Here is a 22,672-nt window from a genome sequence, read left to right as displayed (position 1 = left end):
TCTATTTTTGGGTTCTCTTTTGCTTCGTCCTATCGTCCTCGCAATGACGGGACAGGTTTGTCATTGCAAGCAAAATTGAAAATTTTGCGTGGCAATCCACTTTTTGAGTTTTAAATTCTAGAATCTAGGACAAAATACTTTGCTGCCCTCGTCATGTCTTAAGCGTTAGCAAAAAATCCAAATCCAAACTAGAATCTATTTTGGATTCTGTATTAGATTTTTCTAGATTCTTCGCTTTCTGTGAAAACTTAAGTAATGACGAGTAGAGTGCATCAAAACAATATAGAATTTAGATTCTAATATTTTGGGATTTAAAAAGTCAGAGCGATGAAGTTTGATGAGATTTTTTAGCACATTCATAAAAATACGCACATAAATATTAAAAAAGCAACTTTTTGCTACAATCAGCACTTATTTTTATATTAAAAGGATCTTTATGAAAACACCACTTCTTACCCACCCGCTTATCGCAAGCTACTCTGAAATGAGCGAGAATGAGCGCAAATTTGTGCTTGATACAATCGCTACACACAAGCCACGCAAGATTCTAGAGCTTGGTATCGCCGCAGGGGCAAATAGCGTGCTTATATTAGATTTTTTGCGCGAACAAAATCTTTTGGAATCCACACAACTGCACTCCTGCGACTACAATGCAACTTACTATCACCACAACACTTCAAATGGGTATTATCAAGTAAAAGTAGCTCATGGGGGGGGGCAAATAAAAGCCTCAGCGGATTTTTAGTGCAAGAACTTGTGCCTGAATTGCAAAACAAATGGCATCTCCACACCGGCGGACTTGTCGCAAATCATCTTGACAACATTGGCAAAGATATTGATTTATGCATCATTGACACCGTGCATAGCGCACCGGGTGAAGTGCTTGATTTTCTTATGGTGCTACCATATTTGAGCAAAAATGCCGTAATCATTATGCATGATCTTGTGTTTCATATTTTTGCAGAAAAAAATTCTAGCATTTGCGCGCTACTCTTTCAAGCATTACAAGGACGCAAAGTCTTTCCTCCATTTGATGAGCCTTTGCAAAATATCGGCTCTTGTGTCCTAGCAGACCTCACACCAAGCCACATTCAGCAGTATTTTAGAATCCTCAACTTCCCATGGTGCTATATACCAAATGATAAGGACTTGCAAGTCTTTAGAAACTGGATAGTCAAGCATTATGAGCCAAGCTTTAGTGTGATGTTTGATCGTTTTGTAGAGATCCAAAGAAAGTGGCAAAAACGCGAGAATCCACTTAAAAGAGCTACAAAAAAATTATTAAAAAAAATCATTCCTCAAAGATTCCACCCATTTGCAAAAAGAATCAAAGCAAAACTTTTTGGATAATGCTTGCAAGCGAGTGGAAAATTCAGAATCTGCGCCAAACACAGCGCAAATAAGCTTTGATTTATCCAAACCCCCATTCAAGCTTGGCTAGATTGGTTAAATTACTTTGTGTAAAAAGCCAAAAGACAAAATCTTTTTAGGATTTTAAATTAGATTTTGTGATTCTAGAATCAAATCTTGAAAGTTTTGTATTGCTTGAAAAATCAATCTGGCCCTTTAGATTCTCCCTCTTTCTTCTCAAGCTTTCTTATTTCTAAGATTCTATGATGCAAAAAGAGCAAGAAAGATGGCTTTCAAGCGAAATTCTCCCCGATCTTCTTAGCCCAAAAAGAATAAAATCACGCACTTTTTCTTTTCGGCAATCAAAAGGCAATCAAGAAAAGTGCCTCGCTGATTCCGCTTCTTGTATAAAATAGGCAGATAGCATATAGTAGATTCTGTGAACGCCTTTATAACTCTAAAAGTGTTTTGACTTTGTTGTAGAGTGCCACTTCTGCTGGGTGCTCCTTGCCATCAGCATGCATGATTTTGTGCAACGTTTGCAAAACTTCTAGGTGTGCCTCTTTATTGAAAAATATCTTAATATCTTCGCAAATCTCCTCAGTAGTGAGCTTGTCATAGCTTTCGTTTCCTGTGGTATGCATAAATTCAATGATATTCTCCACATCCTCTTCATTCTCCGCAAGGTAGTTTTTCACTGCTTCAAACTCCTCATCTGCTAGCTCACCATCTGCGTGAATCATCTGCATACAAAGCGAAAGCATCAAGACAGAATAAACAAGATAGGCTGTTGCATTACAGAGTGTCTCATACTCTTCACCATTCTTTCATCTCTTGCCTAAACGTTGCGACAATGCTTGGGACATATTTTTCTAGCATTGCAAATCTTTCATCTAGCAAAAGTCTTGTTGCATCTGTTTCATCAGTTGCGCTTTCTTTCTGCTTTGCCTCTTTGCTTTTGCCGCCAAAGAGCTTACCCACCAAAAACGCACTTCCTACCGCAAATGCCACTGCACCCGCTATTGTCGCCCATGCGGGAGCTGTCGTTGCTGTGAGACTACCTAGCCCTATGGTAGTAAGCACACTCCCTGCTGTGGCTGAGCCCGCAAAAGTAGTCGTGCCTAGTCCTACTGCAGTCGCTGCCGCACCACCGCCCATAGCACCTAATGCACCACCAGCAGCAGCGAGTGCGACAGGAGTGCCATTTTTGCCCGCTTTGGTTGCTAGACTAGGCTTTTGGAGCTCTTTTTTTATTTGTTCATCTGTTTTCTTTGCCATGTTTGTTCCTTCTTAGTTTTCTTTGTGATGTAATCTTTTACGACATTAAACATTTCAACCAAGAGCTTGAAAAAGTCTTTGGCGATGATGATAGCCTCTTTCATTGCATCTGTTGGTGTATTCATATTTCTATCGTTATCAAGTGCGTTGCCAATGATTGCAGTCGCTGGGATAGAAGGGCATGCCACAAGCGCAGATACTATTGGCGCAAGAAGCACGCCAATAAATGGTATCATGCTTATAAATGCAGCACTTAGCGCAGAGACTGCCGCAGCTATGGCAATGCCTATTGCCATGCCTTTGTGCGCTTTGATAAACTCCCAAATCTTTAGGAATAGAATCTTGCCTATCTTATAGACTTTTTGCCCGATGTGCCCTACTTTTTTAGCAAACACTTGAAGCGCGGTAACGACATCTTTAGGCGCGCCCTCACTCATCATCTCAAGCGCAATAAGCTTTGTGTTTTGCTCTTTTGCCTGCGCTTGCAGCTTATCTAATTCTTGGATACTCAGCTCTTTTGTCATTTACTCTCCTTACTCTTCTATTTTCCTATTCCTCAATGAGCTTAAAGCCGTGTATCGTGCCATCAGCGCGGCATTTGCCTGCTATATTTCCGGCTGTGGCAGGCACGGTTTTGCCGCATTTTATGCATACAAGCTTCTTTTTCTTTTTGCTACTGCTTGCAGAGCCTCCGATCATCGCGCCCACCACTGCTCCAGTAGTTACAAGCGCAATCTTTGCTGTGCCCAGCGCCACCTTACGTGTGCCTTTGAGGATTGAAGTAACTAAACCCATCTTGTCTTCTTTTTGTATTGATTTTATACTTTAATTTATGCTTTTTTTGTCTTTTCCTTAAATTTGTGAAAATTTATAGTGAAAATTTTTATAAATGTATAGAATCACAACATTTTCTAAAAAATGAGGGTTTAATGAGGGTAGATTCTGGAATATGTGATTATTGCAAATATGTCGTAGGCTATGTAAGGAAGTAAAAAATGCGTTAAATGCCATCGCAAGCTTTGGAATCTAGGGGTTTGAAAATAGACTGCTATACTCGCTTATGCTCGCTCGCAATGACAAAGGGAGATTTAGAATCTGCGCTTACTTAAAAGATTTAGACGCGAAAGATTTTTAGCAAGAAATGATAAAGCGAAGTAAGCCAAGCGCGCGAACTAATGCGCTAAATTTTTCTAAAGAAACTTCGTTTTGTGAGTTTTGAAGCAAAGATTAAACACGCAGCAACAGCAATTCCTAAGCGCGTAGGATTTTTGATGAGAAATGTGGGTTGCAAGGCAAAGCGCAAGGGAGTTACCTAAAGCGGTAATGACCGAAGCGCTTTGTCGCCGCTCCCGCATTTATTGCAAAAAGCCTGCGTGCTTACTCTTCCTTTTTTTCTAGCGCGCTGATGTTTAGCCTCACAAACTTATACGCCAAAAAAATCACCACCACCCACACAAGTAGCAAAAACACCGAATAGCCCATAATCTCTCCTTAGTATGAATGCTCTTTGAAGTCCTGCGCGCTTAGCTTCTTGCGATCCATCGCGCGCCAGACATACACGATATAGCCTAGCACAAAAGGCACCGCCAAGCTCACATAGCCCATGACTGAGAGCGTATAATAGCTTGAGCTAGCGTTTTGAATTGTGAGCGAGCTTTGCAAGTCCGTGATTGAGGGGTAAAACGCCCCGCCAAGCCCAACATTTAAAAACACCGCCATGACTGCTAGCACCACGCCAAAGCCAAGCGCAAAGATCCCCTTCTCCCCGCGCCAAGACTTATATATCCCAAAAAGCACGCCTAAGACGCCAAGCACCAAGAGCGCCAAAATCACAGGATAGCGCAAAAATGTGAGCAGATAGAGGTTTGCCACCATTTGCACCTCGCCGTTTTCACTCACGCCAAAGCCATCTTTAAGGCAAATCCACGCAAGAAAGCCCAAGAAAAACGGCAAGAAAAGCGCGGTATTAAGCAAAATATCCTTGCGTGCACGTTTTGTTATCGCCTCGCTCGCAAGCGCGTTGATAAAATAGCTCTCCGCCACAATCCTACTTAAAAATACAAGCGCAAAGCCTAGCAGGTAGTTTAGCGGATTTGCAAGTGCTTCTAAGCCACGTAATGGCGAATCCCAACTCACAAAGTAGGGATTGCTTGAAGAAAAGCTTGGCAGCGCGCCACTAGATTCTATTTCCACCGGAGTGCCACCTAAATGAAACTCCGCACCGCTAAAAAATGTGCTCACCGCCACGCCGATAAGAAACACGCCCAAAATTCCATTAATCTTTAAAAACACCTCATAAGTCTTGCTGCCAAGCAGATTGCCCTCTTTTTTGCGGTATTCATAGCTCACCGCTTGAATGATAAAGCAAAAGAGAATCGCCAGCCACACCCAATACGCGCCGCCAAAGCTCGTGCTATAAAATAATGGAAACGCCGCAAAAGCCGCCCCGCCAAAAAGCACCAAAGTAGTAAATCCTAGCTCCCACTTGCGCCCTAATGTGCTGACAAGCAGAGTTTTCTCCTCCTCATTGGCGGATAATCTATCAATAAGCCCCTGCCCGCCTTGCACGAAAAACAAAAACACAAGCAAGCCTCCAAGCAGGCTTTCTATAACCCACCAATACACTTGCAGCTGGGAATGATCAAGTCCAAAAAACATGAGATACCTCCATTTTGGCTAGCACGCATTTAACGCGCAGATTTTGTGTTAGATTCTGCGCGCGTTGTGAAATCTATAGAATCCACAGAATCCACCAAATGCCCCACGTGCGCGCCAAAGCCTTTTTTAATCGCGCGAATCATAATCCCTACCTCTGCGAGCAAAAGCGTGCTAAAGAGCGCAAGGAATAGGAAAAACGAGATTTGAATATTTGTGTGTGAAAGGTTTGTCGCAGCGATATGCACAGGCAGCAAGTTCTGTATCGCCCATGGCTGGCGCCCCACTTCTGCGACGATCCAGCCCGCCTCTGCTGCGACATAGCCAAACGGAATGGCAATCACACACAGCCACAAAACCTTGCGGAATCGCGCTATATCGTTTGTCATAGCCAAATACAGCGCGATGATGAAAAGCACAAAAAACGCGCTGCCAAGGGCTACCATAATATGAAAGCTATAAAATGTCAGCGCCACAGGAGGCACAGCATCCTCAGGCGCTTTTAAATAGCCATAGCCAAAGTCTTTCATATTTTCTTGCACGATTTGGGCGAGCTCCTCATTTTCCACGCCATTTTGTTTTTTTAGCTCTTGGTATTGGCTAAGGGCTTTAAGTGCGATTTGCCCGCGTAGCATGCGCTCGCTCACAGATTCTATGTTTTTTTCTTTATTGCCATAGATGAGGTCATTAATGCCCGGGATAAAGCCCTGTGTGTCGCGCTGACCGAGGATTGAGAGCGCATAGGGAATGGTGATGTCAAACAAAAATGTCGGCTCACTATCACCGGGCTTTTTAGCGGGATTTAAAATCCCAAAGGCAATAAGCCCAGCTCTGTGCTCGCCATCATAGATTCCCTCCATTGCCGCAAGCTTTAGTGGCTGCTTTTGAGTAACCTGATACGCGCTTTCATCTCCGCTAAAAAATAAAAACATTGAGGTAAGCAAGCCAAAGCTAGCCCCCACAACAAGGCTTTTTTTCGCCATAAGCACTTCTTTGCTCTCTTTATTTTTAAGCAAAAACCACGCACTGATGCCCATCACAAAGAGCGAGGCAATTACATAGCCACTGGCAATGGTGTGCAAAAACTTGCTGATTGCCACAGGGGAGAAAATTACTTCAAGGATATCTGCCATTTCATTGCGTGCGGTGTTTGGGTTAAAGATCGTGCCCACAGGATACTGCATCCAGCCATTTGCCACGAGAATCCAAAATGCACTTAAGTTACTCCCAATGGCCACTAGCCAAGTGGAGAGCAGATGGAATTTCTTTGAGACGCGATCCCAGCCAAAAAACATAACCGCAAAAAATGTCGCCTCCAAGAAAAACGCAAAAATCCCCTCAATCGCCAAAGGCGCGCCAAATATATCGCCCACAAACCAGCTGTAATTCGCCCAGTTTGTCCCAAATTCAAACTCCATAATAAGCCCAGTTGCCACGCCAATAGCGAAATTTATCGCAAAGAGCGTGAGCCAAAACTTTGTAATGGTGCGCCACTGCGGGTTATTAGTCTTTACATAAATGCTCTCCATTATCGCCACGATAAATGAGAGCCCCAAAGTCAGCGGCACAAATAAAAAGTGATAGATCGCAGTCAAACCAAACTGCGCCCTGCTCCAATCAACATGCAAATCCATGGCTACTCCTTTATGGCATGTGTGGTGTTTTGACTAAAGCTCTGCTCTTTTGTGAGATTCTCCAGCACAAATGCGCTCTTTGCGCGCTCATCGCCGATGTCTTTGAGCGAGCCATCATAGACAAAAAAGCGCAAGAGCACAAAAAGCACAAAAAGTTTGATAAAAATGATTTTCCATAGAATCTTCCCAAGCTTCATATTTCTAAAGCCTTGAGCGTAGAAATTTATGAGGTTTCTTAGCATTTTGCCACCCTTAAAATCTAGATTCTGATGTTTAAGCAGAATGGATTGTAAGCCAATAAAACTTGCGTGAAGCTTAAAAAGTAAATAAAAATTTTGGAAATTTTGATTCTACACATTAGCTGAATTTTGTCAGATGAAATTTGATGTAAATTTTACAGAAAATCTGCATTGTTTAAGGTTTTTGTGGATTGCTACACACCTTAAATGTGCTAAATATTGAGATAAATTGCTACTTTGCAAGCCCAAGCTACAAGCCAAACCAAGCCACAATCCTAAACAGGAAAACTTCCTAAATCGGTAGCAACTAAACATTATAAATATTTAGATATTTAGATATTTAGATATTGCGCGAAGTAATCAACAACTTAGCCAAAAAGAAGTGTATTTATAATATTTACATTTTTTACAAATTTCATGCTTCACCGCACATTTTGGCGTAGCGCTTCATAGCTTCCGCACGCTACTTGCACGCCCTCATCGCAAGCCTTTTTGTAGTATTTGAGCGCCTTGGTAGAATCTGGCTCTATCGCGCCTCCTTGATCAAGCTGCCCGGCGAGTTCATAGATATTGCCCACGCTCTGGCAGGAGTAGGGATTGCCTAGCTCGCAGCCCTTCAGCGCGTAATGCAGCGCGGCTTTCATATCGCGCGGGATACCCTGCCCTAGCATCTTTAGGAGCGCGACTTGGTAGCAGTTGTAGCCATCCTCAAGCTCATCGCAGCCCTTTGTGTAGGCAGAGAGCGCCTTACTCACATTTTTTGGCACATAGCCCTCTATCCCGTGCCAATAGTGAAAGCCAAGCGTGGCGCAAGACTGCGCCCTTTGGGCGTTTGTGAGCTTGTGATTTGGGTTTGGCGCATCGTGTGTGAGTGCGCGCTCATCGCTGCTTTCACGATAGCTGAGGTTATTGAGGCACTCCTGTGTCGCGGCGCGCACTTCTGGGTGCATGGATTCTAAACTCTCATCATCTAGCCTGCCCTCTATCTCGCGCGCCACTTCGCAGGATTCATTATAGCCTAGCTCACAGCCTCGCGCTAGAAGCTGCTTTGCCCGCCCAAAGTTTTGCGCCACACCTTGGGCGTTTTTATACATGAGCGCAAGATTGTAGCAGCTCCCGCCATCGCTCATTTTGCAGGCAGATTCAAAGGCTTTGAGCGCTTTTTTATAGTCCTGTTCGCTTCCTACGCCAAGCTTTGCGCTTAAGCCAAGCGCGCGGTATGCAAGCGCGGAATCTAGCCCTTTGCTTTTTTGCACATAGAGCATAAAATCTTTGAGCTTGTGGCGCACAATGCCACTAAAATCGCCACTCCAAATCTCAATAATAGCCATTTCGCACGCCTACTTCACACTCGCACCATTCCCGCCTGCAAGGCAAGCGCGCTCATTTTGGCTTTTGTAATAGCCCTCAATCTGTGCTTCTTTAGAGATATGCGCGATATAATCCCACTCGATAAGCCCGGTTTTGAGGTTAGTAATGCTGAAAATAAAGCTAAGGTTGGTGCGCACTTTTTGTGGATTCTGCGCGTTTTTAGAATCCGCCCCAGAATCTAGCGGCGCGAGGCTATCGCTAATGCGCGCAGAGAGTGAATAAGTAGGCGCAAGTAGCGCGCCTTTGGGGATAATGTCTTGGAACTCCGCTTTGTTGCGCTGTGCGCGGATACCATCAAGCAGCGGGTCGGCATTTAGCGCATTGCCTGAAATCGCGCCTGTAAGGCTAAACTTCCCACTATCGCGCAAGGAGACAAGCGGCGAGCGCGCGAGCGTCTGAATGTCTAGCTCAAAGTGCGTGAGGTTGGCAAAATCACTCAAGGCGATGACTTGGGGCGTGCTGATGTCTTTGAAAAATACAGAATCTAGCATATCCTCTTGCGCGCGCTGTGCGAGAGATTCTAAGTCTTTGGAATCTAAGATTTCTTGGCTTAGAAAATCTGCGCCATTAAGGCAATATATACTCAAAAATACACAAAGTGTAAAAATCACTCGCTTCATCAAATTCTTTCCTTAAAATAATGGGATTGCAGAGCACAATTATACTTCATGTTTTAAAAGTATGTTTCTTGTATTCTATGGATTATTTTGACCCAAAAACTTTTTAATAAATTCTAAAAAATACTCTTTAGTATTTTTACTCACTTTTTTAAGATATTTTTCCACTACTCTTTTTCCATCATCACTATCAGCTATCTCAATAACTCTACCTGTTTTATCATAAATCCACCTATCTCTATCTGGGCGATTGCAAACCTGACATTGTGGGATAATATTACCCATTTCTAAAGGTAAAGCCGGATTCATATGTCCTGCTTGAAGCTTGACAAGTTCATTAGTTCTTATATGATGAGGCTTACCCTCTATGCTACCACAACTTGCACATTTATAATTATAAGCCTTTTTAAGCTCTTCAAAATCCTCCGCCTCAATTCCTTCCCTTCTATCTGGTTTATAAGAAGGATAAGCTGATTTTAAATCTAAAAGTTTATAAAATCCTGCTCCTATTTTTTCATTTATATCACCTCATTGTGCCTGAAATGATATTATATCCTTTTTGCTTACTTAAATGTCTTGCTTGTTGCACATCACTAACTTCAGGATAAATTTTTCTTACAAATTCTGTAAGTTCTTGCTTGGATACTGCTTTTGTATTTGGATAATCTTTGGCAAGATACACAAGCACCAAAGCATCTTTAGTAAAGCTACCACTTTTATCTTTTAAATTAACTTGTTTTACTCCCAAGTCTTTAAGATATTTTTCATAATTTTCGCTGATGATTTTGTAAATTTCATATATTTCTTGCTCAGTCATTTTGCAAGCTCGTTTTGTATTCTTTGTAAAGCCATATCACAATACTTTTTTTCTATCTCAAAACCTATAAATTTGCGTTCATTTTGTAAAGCTGCTAGGGCTGAGGAACCGCTGCCTAAAAATGGGTCTAGCACGACTTGTCCTTTTTGAGTAAAAAGTTTTATCAAGTGTGAAATCAAAGCAACTGGTTTTCTTGTAAGATGAGCTATTTTTTCACCGCTTTCATTATCTCTTATATGTTTAGAAATCTCCATAACATTGCCCGGAAATTTGCCATCTAAACTTTCTTTGCTATTTATAAGTCCAAGTTTATAAACTTGATAATTTTCAACAAAAGTGCCAATGCGAGGCTTCTGAGCCAAAACCATAGGCTCTATTTGAGGTTTTAGCTGAGGAGTTTTTAAATCCTGCATTTCAGCAATGAGCCTTTCTTTTTGTTCCTTGCTTAATGTTTTATCTTTTTTTATAAAATGCACTTGCGAAAAGGCTTTTGCCTGTCCTTCATATTTCCAAGCAAGCATATCTCTAATTTCAAAACCTGCTAAATCTAAAGGCATTGCCATTCTATGATAAAGTCTGGCTTGGGAAAACACCACACAAAAACCACCGGGTTTTAATACTCTAAAAAATTCCTCACATAAAGGTTGCATAAATTCTTGCAACCTCACACCTTGCATTCTATCAAATTTCATTCCAACAGGCAAACTACCTATAACACCACTTTTACTCGCCTTTTTTTGTAAATTTGTATCATTCCATTCGCTCCCCATACCATCAATGAAATATGGCGGATCGGTTACTATAAAATCAATAGAACTATCCTTTAAATCCTTAAAAGCTTTTCTACAATCTTGGTTTAAGATGTGAAAATGTGTGGCGGGATTATTATCGGTGCCTAAGTTGTGGTCATAGGCAAAAACACTCATTTGTTGCTCCTAATTTTCTTGGTATTTTAACAAATCAATACTATATATTGCATCCTGCGTGTGAAAAACACATGATAAACGCCCATATTAAGACAAAAGAACGTCTAAAAAGTCATATCTATCGGGCTTAAAGCCATCTAAAAATATACCCACAAAAGAGAAAAACAATAAAAAACCCCATGGCTGACAAAAACTCTGCCAAAGTTCTGAGGTTGGAGTGGCAACTATATCATAGGCTAAGTGCCACAAGCCCTAAAAACCTAAGATATAGGGGCTTTTGCTCTTTTAACCATATCCAAACCAAATAACCACCGCCCGCTTCAAGCAGACAATTTTCTAAAACTTTTTTAGCTTTTGTGAGAGAACAAAATCTCTCACTCGCACGCAAAGTTTTTTTGATAAATTGCCATACAAGCTTTTAAATCTACTCGCAAGTAATAATCAAAAATAGAATCTAAATTCCAGAGTTTTTGTTTTTGATTGTATCGGTTTTTAGGAATTTTTGGCAAGTTCTAGGGGGTGGAAACCCTTTTTCTCATCTCCCCAAACAAGATCAATATCCCCCAAGCCCTCTTTTTCAAACGCTCCTGCCACTTGTCCGCTTCTTGTCTTTAGCAAGTGCTCCACTGCCTGCGCGCCTTTGTGGTAGAATTGCGGGTAATTTGTCCCAAACTCTGCCAAAGGATTGCCTAGCTCTTTGTCATTGCGAGCGATTTCATCGCGCAGTCCTCCACTTTGGCTTTCTGGACGGATTGCATCGCTCGCTTCGCCTCCTCGCAATGACGGATTTAATGGATTTTGAGTAGAGCTTTGGGCTTGTATGTGATTTGCGATTTCTTGCTCTAAGCGCGCTTGTTCGCTTGCATTGATGAGTGCGATTTGCTGTGCTTCATCATAGCTTTTTGGCTGTGTGGCTCTACTGCTACGTGCATAGATATTGCCAAAGCCATCTTTTTGGAGCAAGATTTTAGACTCGCCTAGCTCAAGCACCGCCTGCAAAACATTGCCACTTTGATTCCAAGTCAAAGAATTTGTGGTAGGATTAGCTGATACTTCATCGGGCGCAAAAGTTGCTCCGCTTTTGTCTTTAGACTTTGAGGTATTTTCGACTAGCTCTACTCGCGGGGTGGTAGGATCTAAGCTAGTTGGCTTTAATTCCTCTAACTCTAGTGTATAGATTCTTTTTGTATCTTTATCCATACTTTCTTTTACAAGTATTTTTGCTTGAGCTGGCTTATCATTAAGTGTTGCGTTTGCCAAAAAACGATGTATTTTTATTGCTTTATCGTTATTTTTTAGGTCTCCTGTTGTTTGTTGCAAAAAAGATTTTTCATAAAGGCTATCAATATTTTTGCCTGCTAAAAAATGCTCTTCTTTGCTAAATCCATTATCAATGCTTTTTTGGAGAGCTTGGTTTGAGCCTATTTTTTTGAGAGTTGTTTTTGAGATTGAGGCAATTTGTCCGCTTGATTCATTAATGATTTCTTTATGCAAAAGTGGCTCTAGCTTCTGCTCTAACTCTGCTCTTAATGTCCGAAGTTCCTTAAAATTTGGCTTATGAGCGTATTTATTGAGTGTGTGTTGCAATTTATCAAGACATATCATTTTTATCACTTTTTTTATAAGCGATTGTGCTATATTCGCACGCAAATAAAAAGGGCTAGCTCATATACTTAAACGCAGGAAAGAGGATTACAAAACACAAGGCTTAAGCGATAGTGAGGCAAAAAACAAGGCTTTAGACTTTGTGAATTCTTTGCCTGAGTTGATAGAAAATGCAAATTTAAGAATGGGTGAAAATAGAGCTTTTTTAGAAACCGCAGATAAAACAGCTTTAATAGCACTTGACTACAAAGAGCAAGAGAAAAAATGGATAACAACAGCGTCCGATAATTATCAATCGCCTCCACTTCAGCCTAACCGCACCGAAAGCGGACTTAATACTAGCCCTTCAAGCGTGAGTGAGGCTAGTGGCGATTTAAAAAATTCTACCACAAAAGCTCAAAAAAGTGTATTCCAAAAACTAAATCCTAACCAACTCCAAGCCCAAAAGCTAGAAGCACAGGCAAAAGAAGCTAGAGAGCGACAAAACGCTAGAGCTATAGCCGACAAACGCGCACAGATTTTGCGCGACAAAGAGCAGGCTGAAGGCAAAAGTGTGCTTGAAGCTACAATGCTTACAAAGCAAGATGATATACCCTACACACCACTAAAAGAGACAAGCATAGCGCTTGATAATACCCAGCCTTTCAACGCGCATTATGCAATCATCAATATCAATGATATTAAGCCTAAATTTGACTTTGGAGGCACGCAAGGGCGCACTTCAATCCAGCAAAATGTAATCGATAATATCAAATCAAATCTCCGACCCGAGCTTTTACTCAATCAAGAGGGCGGGTTTAATGGATTGCCTTTGATTCTTAGTGATGGGCAAGTGCTTGTAGGCAATCACAGAGCCAAAGCCCTAAGTGAAATCCTAAGCGAGCCAAACAACAGCCTCAAAAGCCAATTAGAGCAAAAATTTGGTGTAAAACTCAAAGATGATGAGATGATTGTGCGAAGACTTGATGATAATCAAGACCTCGACCGCGCAAAAGCCCTTGCCTATCAAAGCAATGTCGGCAGAGAAAGCTCAATCGGCGAGAAAAGCTTAGCTCTTGTAGCAAAGTATAAAGATGATTTTGTGAAATTGCCAGAGTTTATCGATGCGAAAAGCCCAGAAGAAGCCAAAAACATCATCGCCAAAACACTAAGCCCAGAAAACGCAGGGCTCAATCGTGATGAAACAGCCCTAGCACTGCTGACACACCTAAGCAAATCAAACAGCCACTCAAACATCATCGAAGCACTCGATAGCATAAAAGGTAGCGCACAGGACAAAAGCATATTAGTGAATATGTTTGTAGATAATGTCGGAGGATTTTATAATATCGCAAAAGACCCTACACTCAAAAATATCAATCTCAACAACTATCTTTTAGGTGCAATTATCTCTACAAGTAAAAAATCACTTAGCAGGGCTGATGATTATAACGACATAATCGCAAGAATCAAAAACTTTGATGATCTCACAAAAGAAGGCAAAGATACTTCAATGGCACTAAATCCTAGCTTTTTTGATGATCTCAAATCCCAAATCTTAGGCGCAGGGCTTTCAAAATTCCTGCGTCAAGAAAATCCAAGCACCGCGCTTTTTGACTTCCTCAAAAATGCCAAATCTGATCTGCAAGAAATGCTCTCTCCAAGCCTTTTTGATAGCAATGGCAAATCTTTAAGCGATGCGGATATGGAGGATTTTTTAGCTCTACTTATCTCTCAAGGACAAAAAAGCAAAGAGCAAAGCGAGCTTATATCACTACTTCCAAAGCTAAAAGAGCTTGAGGATAATTACAAGTCAAAGCCAAAGCAAAGTATAGCAGCTAATCCACAAAGCAGTGTATCCAAAGTAGAATCTAGCTTAGATATTTCGGCTAAGGCTCAATATCACAAGGGAGTGGAATCTAGTGATATTATTTTTGACTTTACAAAAGGTAAAGAACACACGGTTACAAAAGAAGTGCAACAGCAATGGTTAGAAACTTTTAATCTAAAAAACCTTGATGAAGCTTATATCCCTAACTTTACTCCTGAAGTAAAACAAGCTTTAGATTCTGTATTAAATGGCAAGGATATTGAGCTTAGATTTGGTAGTCTTGTTAAGCTTATAAATAAAGATAGGCTAGATATTATACCAAAGATTAAGGAAGTCTTAGAAACACCTAATAAAGTATTAGATGATGGCAGGGGAATTTTGTTTATAAAAGAATTTGTAGATTCTGATAAAAATCGTTACTTTATGAGTGTAGCTAAAAATTATGATGGTGAATGGATATTTAGTAGTCATGTAAGGCGAGAATTATCTAATATCGAAAATAAGATAAAGCAATCAAAAGTTTTATATGATAAAGGATTTAAGGGCGAGGAAGTTGCTGGCGTGTCTGATATGTTAGAATCGGGCGGAACTACTACTAAGCCCTCTGACTTGCAGATTGAATACCCCGCTAACCATAGTAGTGGCATAAATCCTAAACCTAATCCTACCACAAAAGCAGAAATAAGCAAAGAGCTAGAATCTAAAAGCACTATACCACAAACAACACAAGAAATAATCAAACAAGCAAAGGCAAGTGGCAAAAGTGTAAAAGAGACAAAAGAGTTAATACAAAAGAATAAGGAGCTACAAGAACATAAAGAATCTACCCCGCAAAAAGTAGAATCTAGCTTAGATATTTCGGCTAAGGCTCAATATCACAAGGGAGTGGATTCTAGCGATATTATTTTTGACTTTACAAAAGGTAAAGAACACACGGTTACAAAAGAAGTGCAACAGCAATGGTTAGAAACTTTTAATCTAAAAAACCTTGATGAAGCTTATATCCCTAACTTTACTCCTGAAGTAAAACAAGCTTTAGATTCTATCTTGCAAGGCGAAGATATTAAGCTATATGCTGGAAGCTTAGTAAAGCTTATAAAAGAGAATAGATTAAAATATTTAGATAGGATTAAACCCACACTAGAACAGCCACAAAGAATTATTCTACAAAACGATGGGGCATTGATTTTTGCTAGAAATTTTGGAGAAGAAAAATACTTCACAAGTGTAGCAAGAAATGATAATGGTGAATGGATTATTAGAAGTAACGCACCAAAAGCAGAAAATGGACTAAACAATAAAATATCAGCAGGGGGAAAAGAGATTTATAACAGCCAAGCGGCTAATCAGATTAACGCTCATAACCCTTACGATGATATAGCTAAGTCTAATATCAAACTTGACAACAACATTATACCACAAACAACACAAGAAATAATCAAACAAGCAAAGGCAAGTGGCAAAAGTGTAAAAGAGACAAAAGAGTTAATAGACAAAAATAAGGAGCTACAAGAACATATAGAATCTACCCCGCAAAAAGTAGATAATTCTACCTCTCAAAGCTTAGCCCAAACCAAACTAAGCCCAAGCGCGCAAGCCAAAAAAGCCTTGCGAGCCAAACAAGCCAAGCAAATCTATGAGTTTTTTACCGCCAAAGGCACAAACAAAGACAAAATAACAACTTTAGAAAATTTTAGCGACTTTATGTTTGAGCTTAATAAAAAACTAGATAGGAAATGGCAGTTTCTAGAGCAGCAAAGCCCTAATGACTTAGCTAAATACAAGCAAATCTTAACTGAAGGCATAGAGCAAGCAGAGCAAGTAGGACGCATAAGCCCAAAACAGAAGCAAAGGGCTTTGCAGGATTTGGATTTACTCATAGATAATTTTAGCTACATAAAAGACACTCATATATATAGCTTTCACCCAAGCAAAGTCAGCGAAACCTTACACAAAATACAATACAAAGCTTATGATTTAGAAGATTTAAGCGATGATGAGTTTATGAAAATACTGCTTGATAAAAAGTTGCCTAAAACCTTAGACGAAGACTTTGAGAGGGAATTTAGCAAGAGAAAGGATAGAATATATCCTTTTTTGAAGCCAATGCTAGCAAAAGATAACTACCTTGAATACATAAGCGAACAAAACTTAAAAGACTTCTTTTATAAGGGGGTTTTGAGAGATGAAGCTATACCTGAAATGATAGCCAAAGAAAAAGGTGTCAAAATCCAAGACTTAAGTATCGCAAAAATCCAAGACTTTAAAATAAATAGCCCAAGACAAAGCATAGAACAAGCCCTTGAAATAAAGCCTTTGAGTGAATTTGGCACAAATTACGCGGAGTTTTACAGGGACGGACAAGGTGCTGTGAAAAAACTACTTGCAGAAAAGCAAGGACAAGTCGCAGGAGCGTTTTATAGAGATGATTTAGCAAAATCCACAGGCACAGGGGAGATTGATTTAGTTTGGGGGGATGAAAAAATAGGACTTAAAAAGATAATTGAGAAACATTTAAGCGATTTTGCAGACTTTAAAGGCGACACGGCACAAGACAAACTTGCAAACGCTTTGGGCGAAATAATCGCAAATGGTAAAATCGTAGAAAATGCAGGTGTAAATACGATTATTTACAAAATCGGAAATGATGAATTTAGAGTAGGTTTATCAAAAGGCTTTAATGGTGCAGGCGATAATCAATGGATAATAACAGCATATCAAAGAAGCCGCCAAGCGCAGAATTTCGACCAAGTCGCTAACAAAGTGCAGAGTGGAAACAATCTCTCTACAAGCGGCAACGATGAGAGTATCGCTAGACGCAGGACTAACTTGCCTAGCTCGCAAAGCGAAGTTGAAAAGGCTACTTCAACAAATACTAACAACATTATACCACAACAAACCATAGAATCTACAATGCAAAAGTTTCATTATGATGAGAAAAAAGCGAAAGACTTATTAGAATGGCATAAAGACAGCAGTCCGATCACTAAAAATGAGGACGGCACGCCGAAAGTTTTTTATCACGGAAGCGGAAATGAATTTGAAATTTTTGATATGTCAAAAAGCAACAACGGCTGGGGTTTTTGGTTTGCTAACAACTATGGAATGGCAAGTGAGTATGATAATTTAGGTAAAGGCAAAATTTATGAAGTGTTTATAAATACCAAAAAACCTTTTAATTTGTTAGATGAAAGCGTAAGTAAGAACGATATAAAAAGGATAATTGGCGATGATTTAATGAATGAAATTTACGATAGACAAGGCTATTTGAAAAATTATGATACTTGGGAAAAAGAGGATATTGTAGAATTAAGAGCAATGTTAATGCCTGATGGACTTGATAACTATATGTATGCGTTAAATGTTAAAGAATTGAAATGGGGCAAAAAAATTAGGCAAAAATTACAAGCCGCAGGATATGATAGCATAATCGGTAGCAAAGATGATCCACGAAAATATATTGTAGTCTTTGATAATAAGCAAATCAAAAGCATTGACAACAAAGACAGTTGGACGGATAGTGCTGGTAAAATCACAAAAGAAAAGCCAAGCGATGAGAGTGCAAGGCATAGCTACTTTAACGCACAAAGTCCTAACATTTTACAATCTAACCCTCACTTAGGAGCGGGTTTAGTAGGCGGAACGCTAAATGGGCTTGAAACGGACGAGGACGGAAACATAACAGGCTTTGACCCTGTAAAATTTGCAATGGGCTTTTTAGGCGGAAGCTTAGGAAGCAAAGCGGTGAGTAAGATTTATAATAATAAGTCCGCACAAAGACACGCTACACTAGCTATTAAAAGCATTCAACAAGACTATAAGGCTTTGAGTGAAAAGAATCCTATAATGTTTGCTAAAATAATGCAAAAGATTGACACACGAGATTTTTTAAAAGGCAAAAAGCAAGTGGAAGAAGTAAGCAAGGATATTTTTAACAAAGAATTAGCACAAGCCATAGAATCTGCCTTGCAAAATGGCAAGGTGGAAGTAATGCCAAAGGCGCAGTTTAGAAATAAAGAAGAGTTTGCTGCTTTGTTTGATAGTGTAAGTGGTAATAAAGGAATTATGCAAACACCTTATAAGGAAGTGAAAGCGGATATAAAGAGTGCGTGGAAGCATTTTACTTATAATACGCACAATACAGATAGAGAAAACATAAAAGGCGGTTTCTTTAAGACTTTTAAAGACCCATTGTTTATCGTAGAACAAGCACGAGAAGGACAAAGTAGTCCTGACAAAGTAGTCCTAGTGTGTATTTCTATAAGCCATTTTATGATGAGAATAAAAAGTTAATGAATTTGTTTGGAATAGGAATAGATTCTAGTGGAAATGTAGATTTTAAAACATATTATTTTGATAAAAAGAGAAATAGATTAAAAGAAATACTGATGAGTGATAAGGTTAAAATCGTATATGTGCAAGAAAACCTTTAAGCCTCACCTCTCTCTCACAATCTACCCAATGAGAGCGTGTTTAGCTATATGCCCCCTAGTAGTATTGGGTTAAGGCGTATAGCAAGGCTTAAAGACAGCTAGATTATACCATAAATTTATTAAACTACAATCTAACGCCCATTTAGGAAGTGGATTAGTAGGTGGGAGTGTGAGCGGGATTGAACGCGATGAAAATGGGAATCTAACCTTTGACCCTGCGAAATTTGCAATGGGCTTTTTAGGCGGAGCAGTGGGAAGCAAGGCGGTAACTCAAGGCTTTACATACTTAAAAAATAATCCAAAGCTAAAAGAAGCAGTAGCAAGGGAATTAGCAAACACACTAGCGCAAGGATTTGAGAAAGCAAGGCAAAAATATCCGCTTTTAAGTATGCTAGAGCCTAGATACATCGTGCAGAATGAAAGTGGCAGAATAGTCCAAGCAAAAGCGATGATAAGTGAGCTAGAGAAAAAAGAGCAAAAGGGAATCTACAATGTCGCATATAATGAAAAAAATGCTGTTTTGATACAAAAGGATTTGAGAGCGGTAGATGAAGCCCTAAAATTGACGCAAGGCTATCATTTAGAGCATTCACAAAAGGGAAAGGGTGCAAAGCATATCAAAATAGAACATTTACAAGATCCTACAAAACAGGGCTATATTACAGATTTAGAGTTGGTGAATCTAGGGAAAGATTTAAGAGCTTTTTTAAAAGATTATGAGCCTTTTGTAGAAAAGCAAAAAAGCGGACAAGAAGCTAGAATTTATGAGTGGGAAAATAAAGAGGGTGTTAGATTTAGACTAGTAAGCAAGATACAAGGCGGTGGCACAACCGCCGACTCACACCTTGAATCCGCAGAAGAGATTATAACATTTTATAGTGATAGAAACCTTAAAGACAAAATGCAATTTAAAAATCCTATACTAAAGGAGCAAGAAAAATTTAAATTTAATCCGCAAAAAGCTAAAGACCTAGAAAGGCATAAAGATTCTAGTCCTTTTAAATCCGCAAACTTTGCCTACACTTCTAATAAAAAGGCAAAATATGCACTCAAAAATAATCCAATTTGAAAAAATCACCACCCTTGTGCTTGAAGACATAGGCAAAAGCACACTTTCAGGAGAGCAAATGCAATCCCTTGCTCAAACCCTAAGCGATACACTCAAAATGGGTAAAATCACCGCGCACGCGATAAGCAACGATCCTTTATACAGAAGTGATGATTATAATCCATGCAATGTTGATGATTATATCTTTGCGTGTGAAAAAGGCGGTTACATCGTGAATTTTGCGTGTGTGTTTGTGTCTTTGGAGAGTGTGAAGAGCTTAGATGAGACAAAAGGCTTTGCTTTTTGTGAGAGCCTCTATCCTCAAAGAGTGCGTGAAAATCCTTTAGGCTGGAGCTTGTATGCAAAGCGATTAGCCCAAAAGCGCGATAACTTTGTGCTGCATAAGCTTGACTGGTAAAGCACATAATGAAAAATGTCGTGTATATCATTGTAGGCGTATGTGTTTTAGCTCTCATAGCTTATGTAGGATTCATATCATACAAAAACAACGCGCTAAATAGTGAAGTTGCAGAATTGAGAGAGGCTTTGGCAAATCGAGATACTATTTTGCAAATGCAAAATGAAGCGATACTACAAAAGGCTTTAGAAGTAGAGAATTACAAAAAAGCACAAGAGCAAGTCAAAGAGAAAATAATCACGCGTTACAAAACAATACAAGTAGATTTAGGTGCTACAAGTTGTGAAGCTAAACTAAAGGCTTTGGAATCACAATTAAATACTTTTTTTGAGAGGTGAGAGATGAAAGATTATGCTTGCACTTTGTATTTTTGGATTTTTGTGGTAGGACTTTTTATAGCTCTTGGGTTTTTTAATGGCTGTGTGCGAATCGTAAAAGAAGCGGTGTATGTGCCGACTAAATGCGAGATTAATCCGCCAAAAATGCCGATTCCTACAAATGACATCATCGAGAATCAAAAGCGCGTGCTGATTTACACAGAGGAGCTTGAGAGCGGGCTTAATTTTTGCGTAAAAGGCGAGTGAGTATTTGTGGTGTAACCATCGCCAAAACCTTTTAACAAAGATTTAAAAAAAGCGAAGTTGCTTGTTATTTTATTGTTATTTCCGCAAAGAATCTATGTATAGCCATTACATCTCTGCTTTTTTTATCTGCATAGCTTTCCTTTTTCATAGCATTTTCATCGCGCTAAATCCCTGCGACTTTAAAATTCTAGCGTATTTATAGAATCTTGTGTTTTTGTGGTATAATCACCGCTATTACGACAAAGTCTTAAAGAGGGTTAACATGAACTATGCAAGGGAGCAGTTTGTCATTGCTCAAGCGGACATTGCAAGAAGCAAAGTTACAAATATATTTCCTATTGATCCTATACTAGTGGCTAAGGCTTATGACTTAGAGGTTTTTACTGCTTCATTGCCCCGTGATGTATCAGGGCAGATTTTTTATAAAGAAAAAAAGATTTTTGTAGAAGCTACGGATTATATCACTAGGCAAGTTTTTAGTATAACACACGAAATAGGACATTTTATATTGCACAATGACGGCACGAGTCATACTAGTAAAAGAGACACTAGCTCATCTTTGGGGCTAGATGAAAAAGAGATAGAGGCTAACACTTTTGCCGCAAATCTTTTAATGCCACAAGATGAAGTCTTGCGACTTGCTGGCAATAAATACACCCTTGATTCTATGGCGAGTTATTTTGGTGTCTCATCTCTTGCTATGGAATACCGATTAAATAAACTAGGTGTAGATGTATATGTCTAATCAAATGCCAAAGAATGCCACTCCGCAAACTAGTGCAAAAGACTTAGCAACAAACACGGCAAAACTAGATGAGATAAAATACCAAAATGAACTATCAAAGCAAAATATTAAAAAAGTAGAAAATGAAAAACTCCTTGATGATACAGAAGCATTAAAAGAAAATGCAAAGATTGTAAATGCTTTAGGCAAACATCTTGTGTGGTTGTTTTTTGGTAAATACCAAATTAAGAAACTTAAAATCTACTTTATTTTCTTTTGGATAGTTGCTTATGCTGGTTTAAATATCTATTTTTATAATTGTTTTAATGAGAAAGACAGCGAGTTTTATATAGGACTTATAAACAAAATAGGCTTATTTCTTATTGTGTGTATTTTGGGTAAATTTTTGAAAGATAGTATAAGTAATATTATTGAGATATTCAAAAAGTAATATTTTATGCTATGCTTTTTGGACTAAAAAGCTAAACGCAGGATTCGTGAGACCTGCCACGACCTAGGGTGTTTTTGCTTTGCAAATTTACATGCTAGAATTGGAGGATCGGCTCTCCCAGCTTTTTAGCTTCAAATAATTTCTTTTATATTGCATATTTTTCATTAAATAAACGCTTCTTATTCTATGTTTTCCGCCTTTAATTTCTGCAAAAATTAATTCATACTCTTTTTTACTCGCCTTAATTCCTACGCTTGCATTTTGTGCTATAAATTCGCTTAATTCCTTAGCTTCTTGTGGATTTGCAAAATATTCAGTGTGTTTTTGTGCTAATTTTAAACAAAAAACACAAAGCTAAAAAAGGATTAAAATTTTTGTTTTTATTTTGCCTTTGAATTTGATTTTGAAATTTTTTTGTGGTAGAATTTTTTAGATGTATCGTAGTGGTAAGCCTTAACCTGTTTCTATCTAGGGGGCTTATTTCACAAACGGCTTTTTGTTGTGCTAATTGCATAAAGGAGAGATAGCTATAAGGTTTCTTTAAAAAAGTTCTGCTATAATCAAATCTCATCAGCCAAACATAGCACTAAGCTCATAACTTAGGAGGAAGCTGGGAGGCTGACTACTTTTTGAAAATTCTTGTGAGCGTTTCATCATTAAGCATTCCCTTTTCAAAATACATATTTTTGTAGCCTAGTTCATTTTGCCCCTT

Annotated in this window: 23 protein-coding genes; 9 read left to right on the top strand and 14 right to left on the bottom strand. The window is 39.2% G+C overall.

Going from position 1 to position 22,672, the window contains the following annotated elements:
• Positions 1 to 436 precede the first annotated feature (436 nt).
• On the top strand, positions 437 to 745 hold the full coding sequence (locus DY109_RS04840; RefSeq protein ID WP_181894619.1) for an O-methyltransferase: 309 nt from the start codon (positions 437 to 439) through the stop codon (positions 743 to 745).
• Positions 745 to 1,350, top strand: coding sequence for a class I SAM-dependent methyltransferase (locus tag DY109_RS04835; protein WP_181461859.1), 606 nt, complete (start codon positions 745 to 747; stop codon positions 1,348 to 1,350). The genes DY109_RS04840 and DY109_RS04835 overlap by 1 nt, the downstream gene beginning before the upstream one ends.
• A gap of 449 nt (positions 1,351 to 1,799) precedes the next feature.
• On the opposite strand, the gene DY109_RS04830 is transcribed toward DY109_RS04835, so the two are convergent.
• The 14 genes from DY109_RS04830 to DY109_RS04770 form a co-directional block, all read right to left on the bottom strand.
• A complete protein-coding gene (locus DY109_RS04830) occupies positions 1,800 to 2,114 on the bottom strand; it encodes a TerB family tellurite resistance protein (RefSeq protein WP_023946235.1) in 315 nt (104 codons plus the stop codon).
• 52 nt (positions 2,115 to 2,166) lie between these two features.
• Positions 2,167 to 2,628 (bottom strand): hypothetical protein, encoded by a 462-nt coding sequence (locus DY109_RS04825; RefSeq protein ID WP_023946237.1) that lies wholly within the window; start codon positions 2,626 to 2,628, stop codon positions 2,167 to 2,169.
• Positions 2,601 to 3,152, bottom strand: a complete 552-nt coding sequence (locus DY109_RS04820) for a hypothetical protein (RefSeq protein ID WP_023946240.1) — start codon at positions 3,150 to 3,152, stop codon at positions 2,601 to 2,603. Before DY109_RS04820 ends, DY109_RS04825 begins: the two co-directional genes overlap by 28 nt.
• A 25-nt stretch (positions 3,153 to 3,177) precedes the next feature.
• On the bottom strand, positions 3,178 to 3,423 hold the full coding sequence (locus DY109_RS04815) for a hypothetical protein (RefSeq protein ID WP_034549045.1): 246 nt from the start codon (positions 3,421 to 3,423) through the stop codon (positions 3,178 to 3,180).
• Positions 3,424 to 4,119: 696 nt separating this feature from the next.
• Positions 4,120 to 5,286: a cytochrome d ubiquinol oxidase subunit II gene (locus DY109_RS04810; RefSeq protein ID WP_023946247.1), complete on the bottom strand. Its 1,167-nt coding sequence runs from the start codon at positions 5,284 to 5,286 to the stop codon at positions 4,120 to 4,122.
• A gap of 29 nt (positions 5,287 to 5,315) precedes the next feature.
• Entirely contained in the window at positions 5,316 to 6,917 is a 1,602-nt protein-coding gene (locus DY109_RS04805; protein ID WP_023946249.1) for a cytochrome ubiquinol oxidase subunit I, read from the bottom strand.
• A 2-nt stretch (positions 6,918 to 6,919) separates the two neighbouring features.
• Positions 6,920 to 7,159 (bottom strand): DUF4492 domain-containing protein, encoded by a 240-nt coding sequence (locus tag DY109_RS04800; RefSeq protein WP_051404602.1) that lies wholly within the window; start codon positions 7,157 to 7,159, stop codon positions 6,920 to 6,922.
• A gap of 419 nt (positions 7,160 to 7,578) precedes the next feature.
• On the bottom strand, positions 7,579 to 8,487 hold the full coding sequence (locus DY109_RS04795; RefSeq protein ID WP_023946255.1) for a tetratricopeptide repeat protein: 909 nt from the start codon (positions 8,485 to 8,487) through the stop codon (positions 7,579 to 7,581).
• A 9-nt stretch (positions 8,488 to 8,496) separates the two neighbouring features.
• On the bottom strand, positions 8,497 to 9,147 hold the full coding sequence (locus DY109_RS04790) for a hypothetical protein (RefSeq protein ID WP_023946257.1): 651 nt from the start codon (positions 9,145 to 9,147) through the stop codon (positions 8,497 to 8,499).
• A gap of 75 nt (positions 9,148 to 9,222) precedes the next feature.
• Complete coding sequence (locus DY109_RS11410; protein WP_023946258.1) at positions 9,223 to 9,453, bottom strand: hypothetical protein; 231 nt, start codon at positions 9,451 to 9,453, stop codon at positions 9,223 to 9,225.
• 214 nt (positions 9,454 to 9,667) lie between these two features.
• Positions 9,668 to 9,961 carry a hypothetical protein gene (locus tag DY109_RS11405; protein ID WP_023946260.1) on the bottom strand — a complete coding sequence of 98 codons (294 nt, stop codon included), beginning with the start codon at positions 9,959 to 9,961 and terminating at the stop codon, positions 9,668 to 9,670.
• The gene (locus DY109_RS04780) at positions 9,958 to 10,887 is read right to left on the bottom strand and encodes a DNA-methyltransferase (protein WP_023946262.1); all 930 of its coding nucleotides are present in this window, start codon (positions 10,885 to 10,887) and stop codon (positions 9,958 to 9,960) included. Before DY109_RS04780 ends, DY109_RS11405 begins: the two co-directional genes overlap by 4 nt.
• Positions 10,888 to 11,116: 229 nt before the next feature.
• Positions 11,117 to 11,275, bottom strand: coding sequence for a YnfA family protein (locus tag DY109_RS12575; protein ID WP_023946264.1), 159 nt, complete (start codon positions 11,273 to 11,275; stop codon positions 11,117 to 11,119).
• Positions 11,276 to 11,379: 104 nt separating this feature from the next.
• A complete protein-coding gene (locus DY109_RS04770; RefSeq protein ID WP_023946269.1) occupies positions 11,380 to 12,492 on the bottom strand; it encodes an LPD3 domain-containing protein in 1,113 nt (370 codons plus the stop codon).
• 142 nt (positions 12,493 to 12,634) lie between these two features.
• Between DY109_RS04770 and DY109_RS11985 the strand changes: the two genes are divergently transcribed.
• The 7 genes from DY109_RS11985 to DY109_RS04730 all read left to right on the top strand — a co-directional run bounded on the left by DY109_RS11985 (position 12,635) and on the right by DY109_RS04730 (position 21,960).
• Positions 12,635 to 18,595 (top strand): ADP-ribosyltransferase-containing protein, encoded by a 5,961-nt coding sequence (locus DY109_RS11985; protein WP_244916653.1) that lies wholly within the window; start codon positions 12,635 to 12,637, stop codon positions 18,593 to 18,595.
• A gap of 309 nt (positions 18,596 to 18,904) precedes the next feature.
• Entirely contained in the window at positions 18,905 to 19,804 is a 900-nt protein-coding gene (locus DY109_RS11980; RefSeq protein ID WP_023948290.1) for a hypothetical protein, read from the top strand.
• The gene (locus tag DY109_RS04750; protein ID WP_023948292.1) at positions 19,779 to 20,201 is read left to right on the top strand and encodes a hypothetical protein; all 423 of its coding nucleotides are present in this window, start codon (positions 19,779 to 19,781) and stop codon (positions 20,199 to 20,201) included. Before DY109_RS11980 ends, DY109_RS04750 begins: the two co-directional genes overlap by 26 nt.
• An 8-nt stretch (positions 20,202 to 20,209) precedes the next feature.
• Positions 20,210 to 20,539, top strand: coding sequence for a hypothetical protein (locus DY109_RS04745; protein WP_023948294.1), 330 nt, complete (start codon positions 20,210 to 20,212; stop codon positions 20,537 to 20,539).
• Positions 20,540 to 20,542: 3 nt separating this feature from the next.
• The gene (locus DY109_RS04740; RefSeq protein ID WP_023948296.1) at positions 20,543 to 20,785 is read left to right on the top strand and encodes a hypothetical protein; all 243 of its coding nucleotides are present in this window, start codon (positions 20,543 to 20,545) and stop codon (positions 20,783 to 20,785) included.
• A 262-nt stretch (positions 20,786 to 21,047) separates the two neighbouring features.
• Positions 21,048 to 21,530 carry an ImmA/IrrE family metallo-endopeptidase gene (locus DY109_RS04735; protein WP_023948297.1) on the top strand — a complete coding sequence of 161 codons (483 nt, stop codon included), beginning with the start codon at positions 21,048 to 21,050 and terminating at the stop codon, positions 21,528 to 21,530.
• The gene (locus DY109_RS04730; RefSeq protein WP_023948299.1) at positions 21,523 to 21,960 is read left to right on the top strand and encodes a hypothetical protein; all 438 of its coding nucleotides are present in this window, start codon (positions 21,523 to 21,525) and stop codon (positions 21,958 to 21,960) included. The genes DY109_RS04735 and DY109_RS04730 overlap by 8 nt, the downstream gene beginning before the upstream one ends.
• The last annotated feature ends 712 nt before the right edge of the window (positions 21,961 to 22,672 follow it).

It is taken from the genome of Helicobacter fennelliae (genome assembly GCF_900451005.1).
GTDB classification, from domain to species: Bacteria; Campylobacterota; Campylobacteria; order Campylobacterales; family Helicobacteraceae; genus Helicobacter_B; species Helicobacter_B fennelliae.
The sequence above is the reverse complement of the archived record's forward strand: the minus strand, read 5'-3'. Positions and strand labels throughout refer to the sequence as shown.

Bases quoted from the DNA above. Each gene is read 5' to 3' on its own strand.
- DY109_RS04830 (WP_023946235.1), bottom strand. From the start codon at position 2,114: ATGCTTTCGCTTTGTATGCAGATGATTCACGCAGATGGTGAGCTAGCA.
- DY109_RS04805 (WP_023946249.1), bottom strand. From the start codon at position 6,917: ATGGATTTGCATGTTGATTGGAGCAGGGCGCAGTTTGGTTTGACTGCG.
- DY109_RS04730 (WP_023948299.1), top strand. From the start codon at position 21,523: ATGTCTAATCAAATGCCAAAGAATGCCACTCCGCAAACTAGTGCAAAA.
- DY109_RS04735 (WP_023948297.1), top strand. From the start codon at position 21,048: ATGAACTATGCAAGGGAGCAGTTTGTCATTGCTCAAGCGGACATTGCA.
- DY109_RS04745 (WP_023948294.1), top strand. From the start codon at position 20,210: ATGAAAAATGTCGTGTATATCATTGTAGGCGTATGTGTTTTAGCTCTC.
- DY109_RS04770 (WP_023946269.1), bottom strand. From the start codon at position 12,492: ATGATATGTCTTGATAAATTGCAACACACACTCAATAAATACGCTCAT.
- DY109_RS04750 (WP_023948292.1), top strand. From the start codon at position 19,779: ATGCACTCAAAAATAATCCAATTTGAAAAAATCACCACCCTTGTGCTT.
- DY109_RS04800 (WP_051404602.1), bottom strand. From the start codon at position 7,159: ATGCTAAGAAACCTCATAAATTTCTACGCTCAAGGCTTTAGAAATATG.
- DY109_RS04840 (WP_181894619.1), top strand. From the start codon at position 437: ATGAAAACACCACTTCTTACCCACCCGCTTATCGCAAGCTACTCTGAA.
- DY109_RS11410 (WP_023946258.1), bottom strand. From the start codon at position 9,453: ATGAATCCGGCTTTACCTTTAGAAATGGGTAATATTATCCCACAATGT.
- DY109_RS04740 (WP_023948296.1), top strand. From the start codon at position 20,543: ATGAAAGATTATGCTTGCACTTTGTATTTTTGGATTTTTGTGGTAGGA.
- DY109_RS04825 (WP_023946237.1), bottom strand. From the start codon at position 2,628: ATGGCAAAGAAAACAGATGAACAAATAAAAAAAGAGCTCCAAAAGCCT.
- DY109_RS04790 (WP_023946257.1), bottom strand. From the start codon at position 9,147: ATGAAGCGAGTGATTTTTACACTTTGTGTATTTTTGAGTATATATTGC.
- DY109_RS04815 (WP_034549045.1), bottom strand. From the start codon at position 3,423: ATGGGTTTAGTTACTTCAATCCTCAAAGGCACACGTAAGGTGGCGCTG.
- DY109_RS04810 (WP_023946247.1), bottom strand. From the start codon at position 5,286: ATGTTTTTTGGACTTGATCATTCCCAGCTGCAAGTGTATTGGTGGGTT.
- DY109_RS04780 (WP_023946262.1), bottom strand. From the start codon at position 10,887: ATGAGTGTTTTTGCCTATGACCACAACTTAGGCACCGATAATAATCCC.
- DY109_RS11405 (WP_023946260.1), bottom strand. From the start codon at position 9,961: ATGACTGAGCAAGAAATATATGAAATTTACAAAATCATCAGCGAAAAT.
- DY109_RS04795 (WP_023946255.1), bottom strand. From the start codon at position 8,487: ATGGCTATTATTGAGATTTGGAGTGGCGATTTTAGTGGCATTGTGCGC.
- DY109_RS04820 (WP_023946240.1), bottom strand. From the start codon at position 3,152: ATGACAAAAGAGCTGAGTATCCAAGAATTAGATAAGCTGCAAGCGCAG.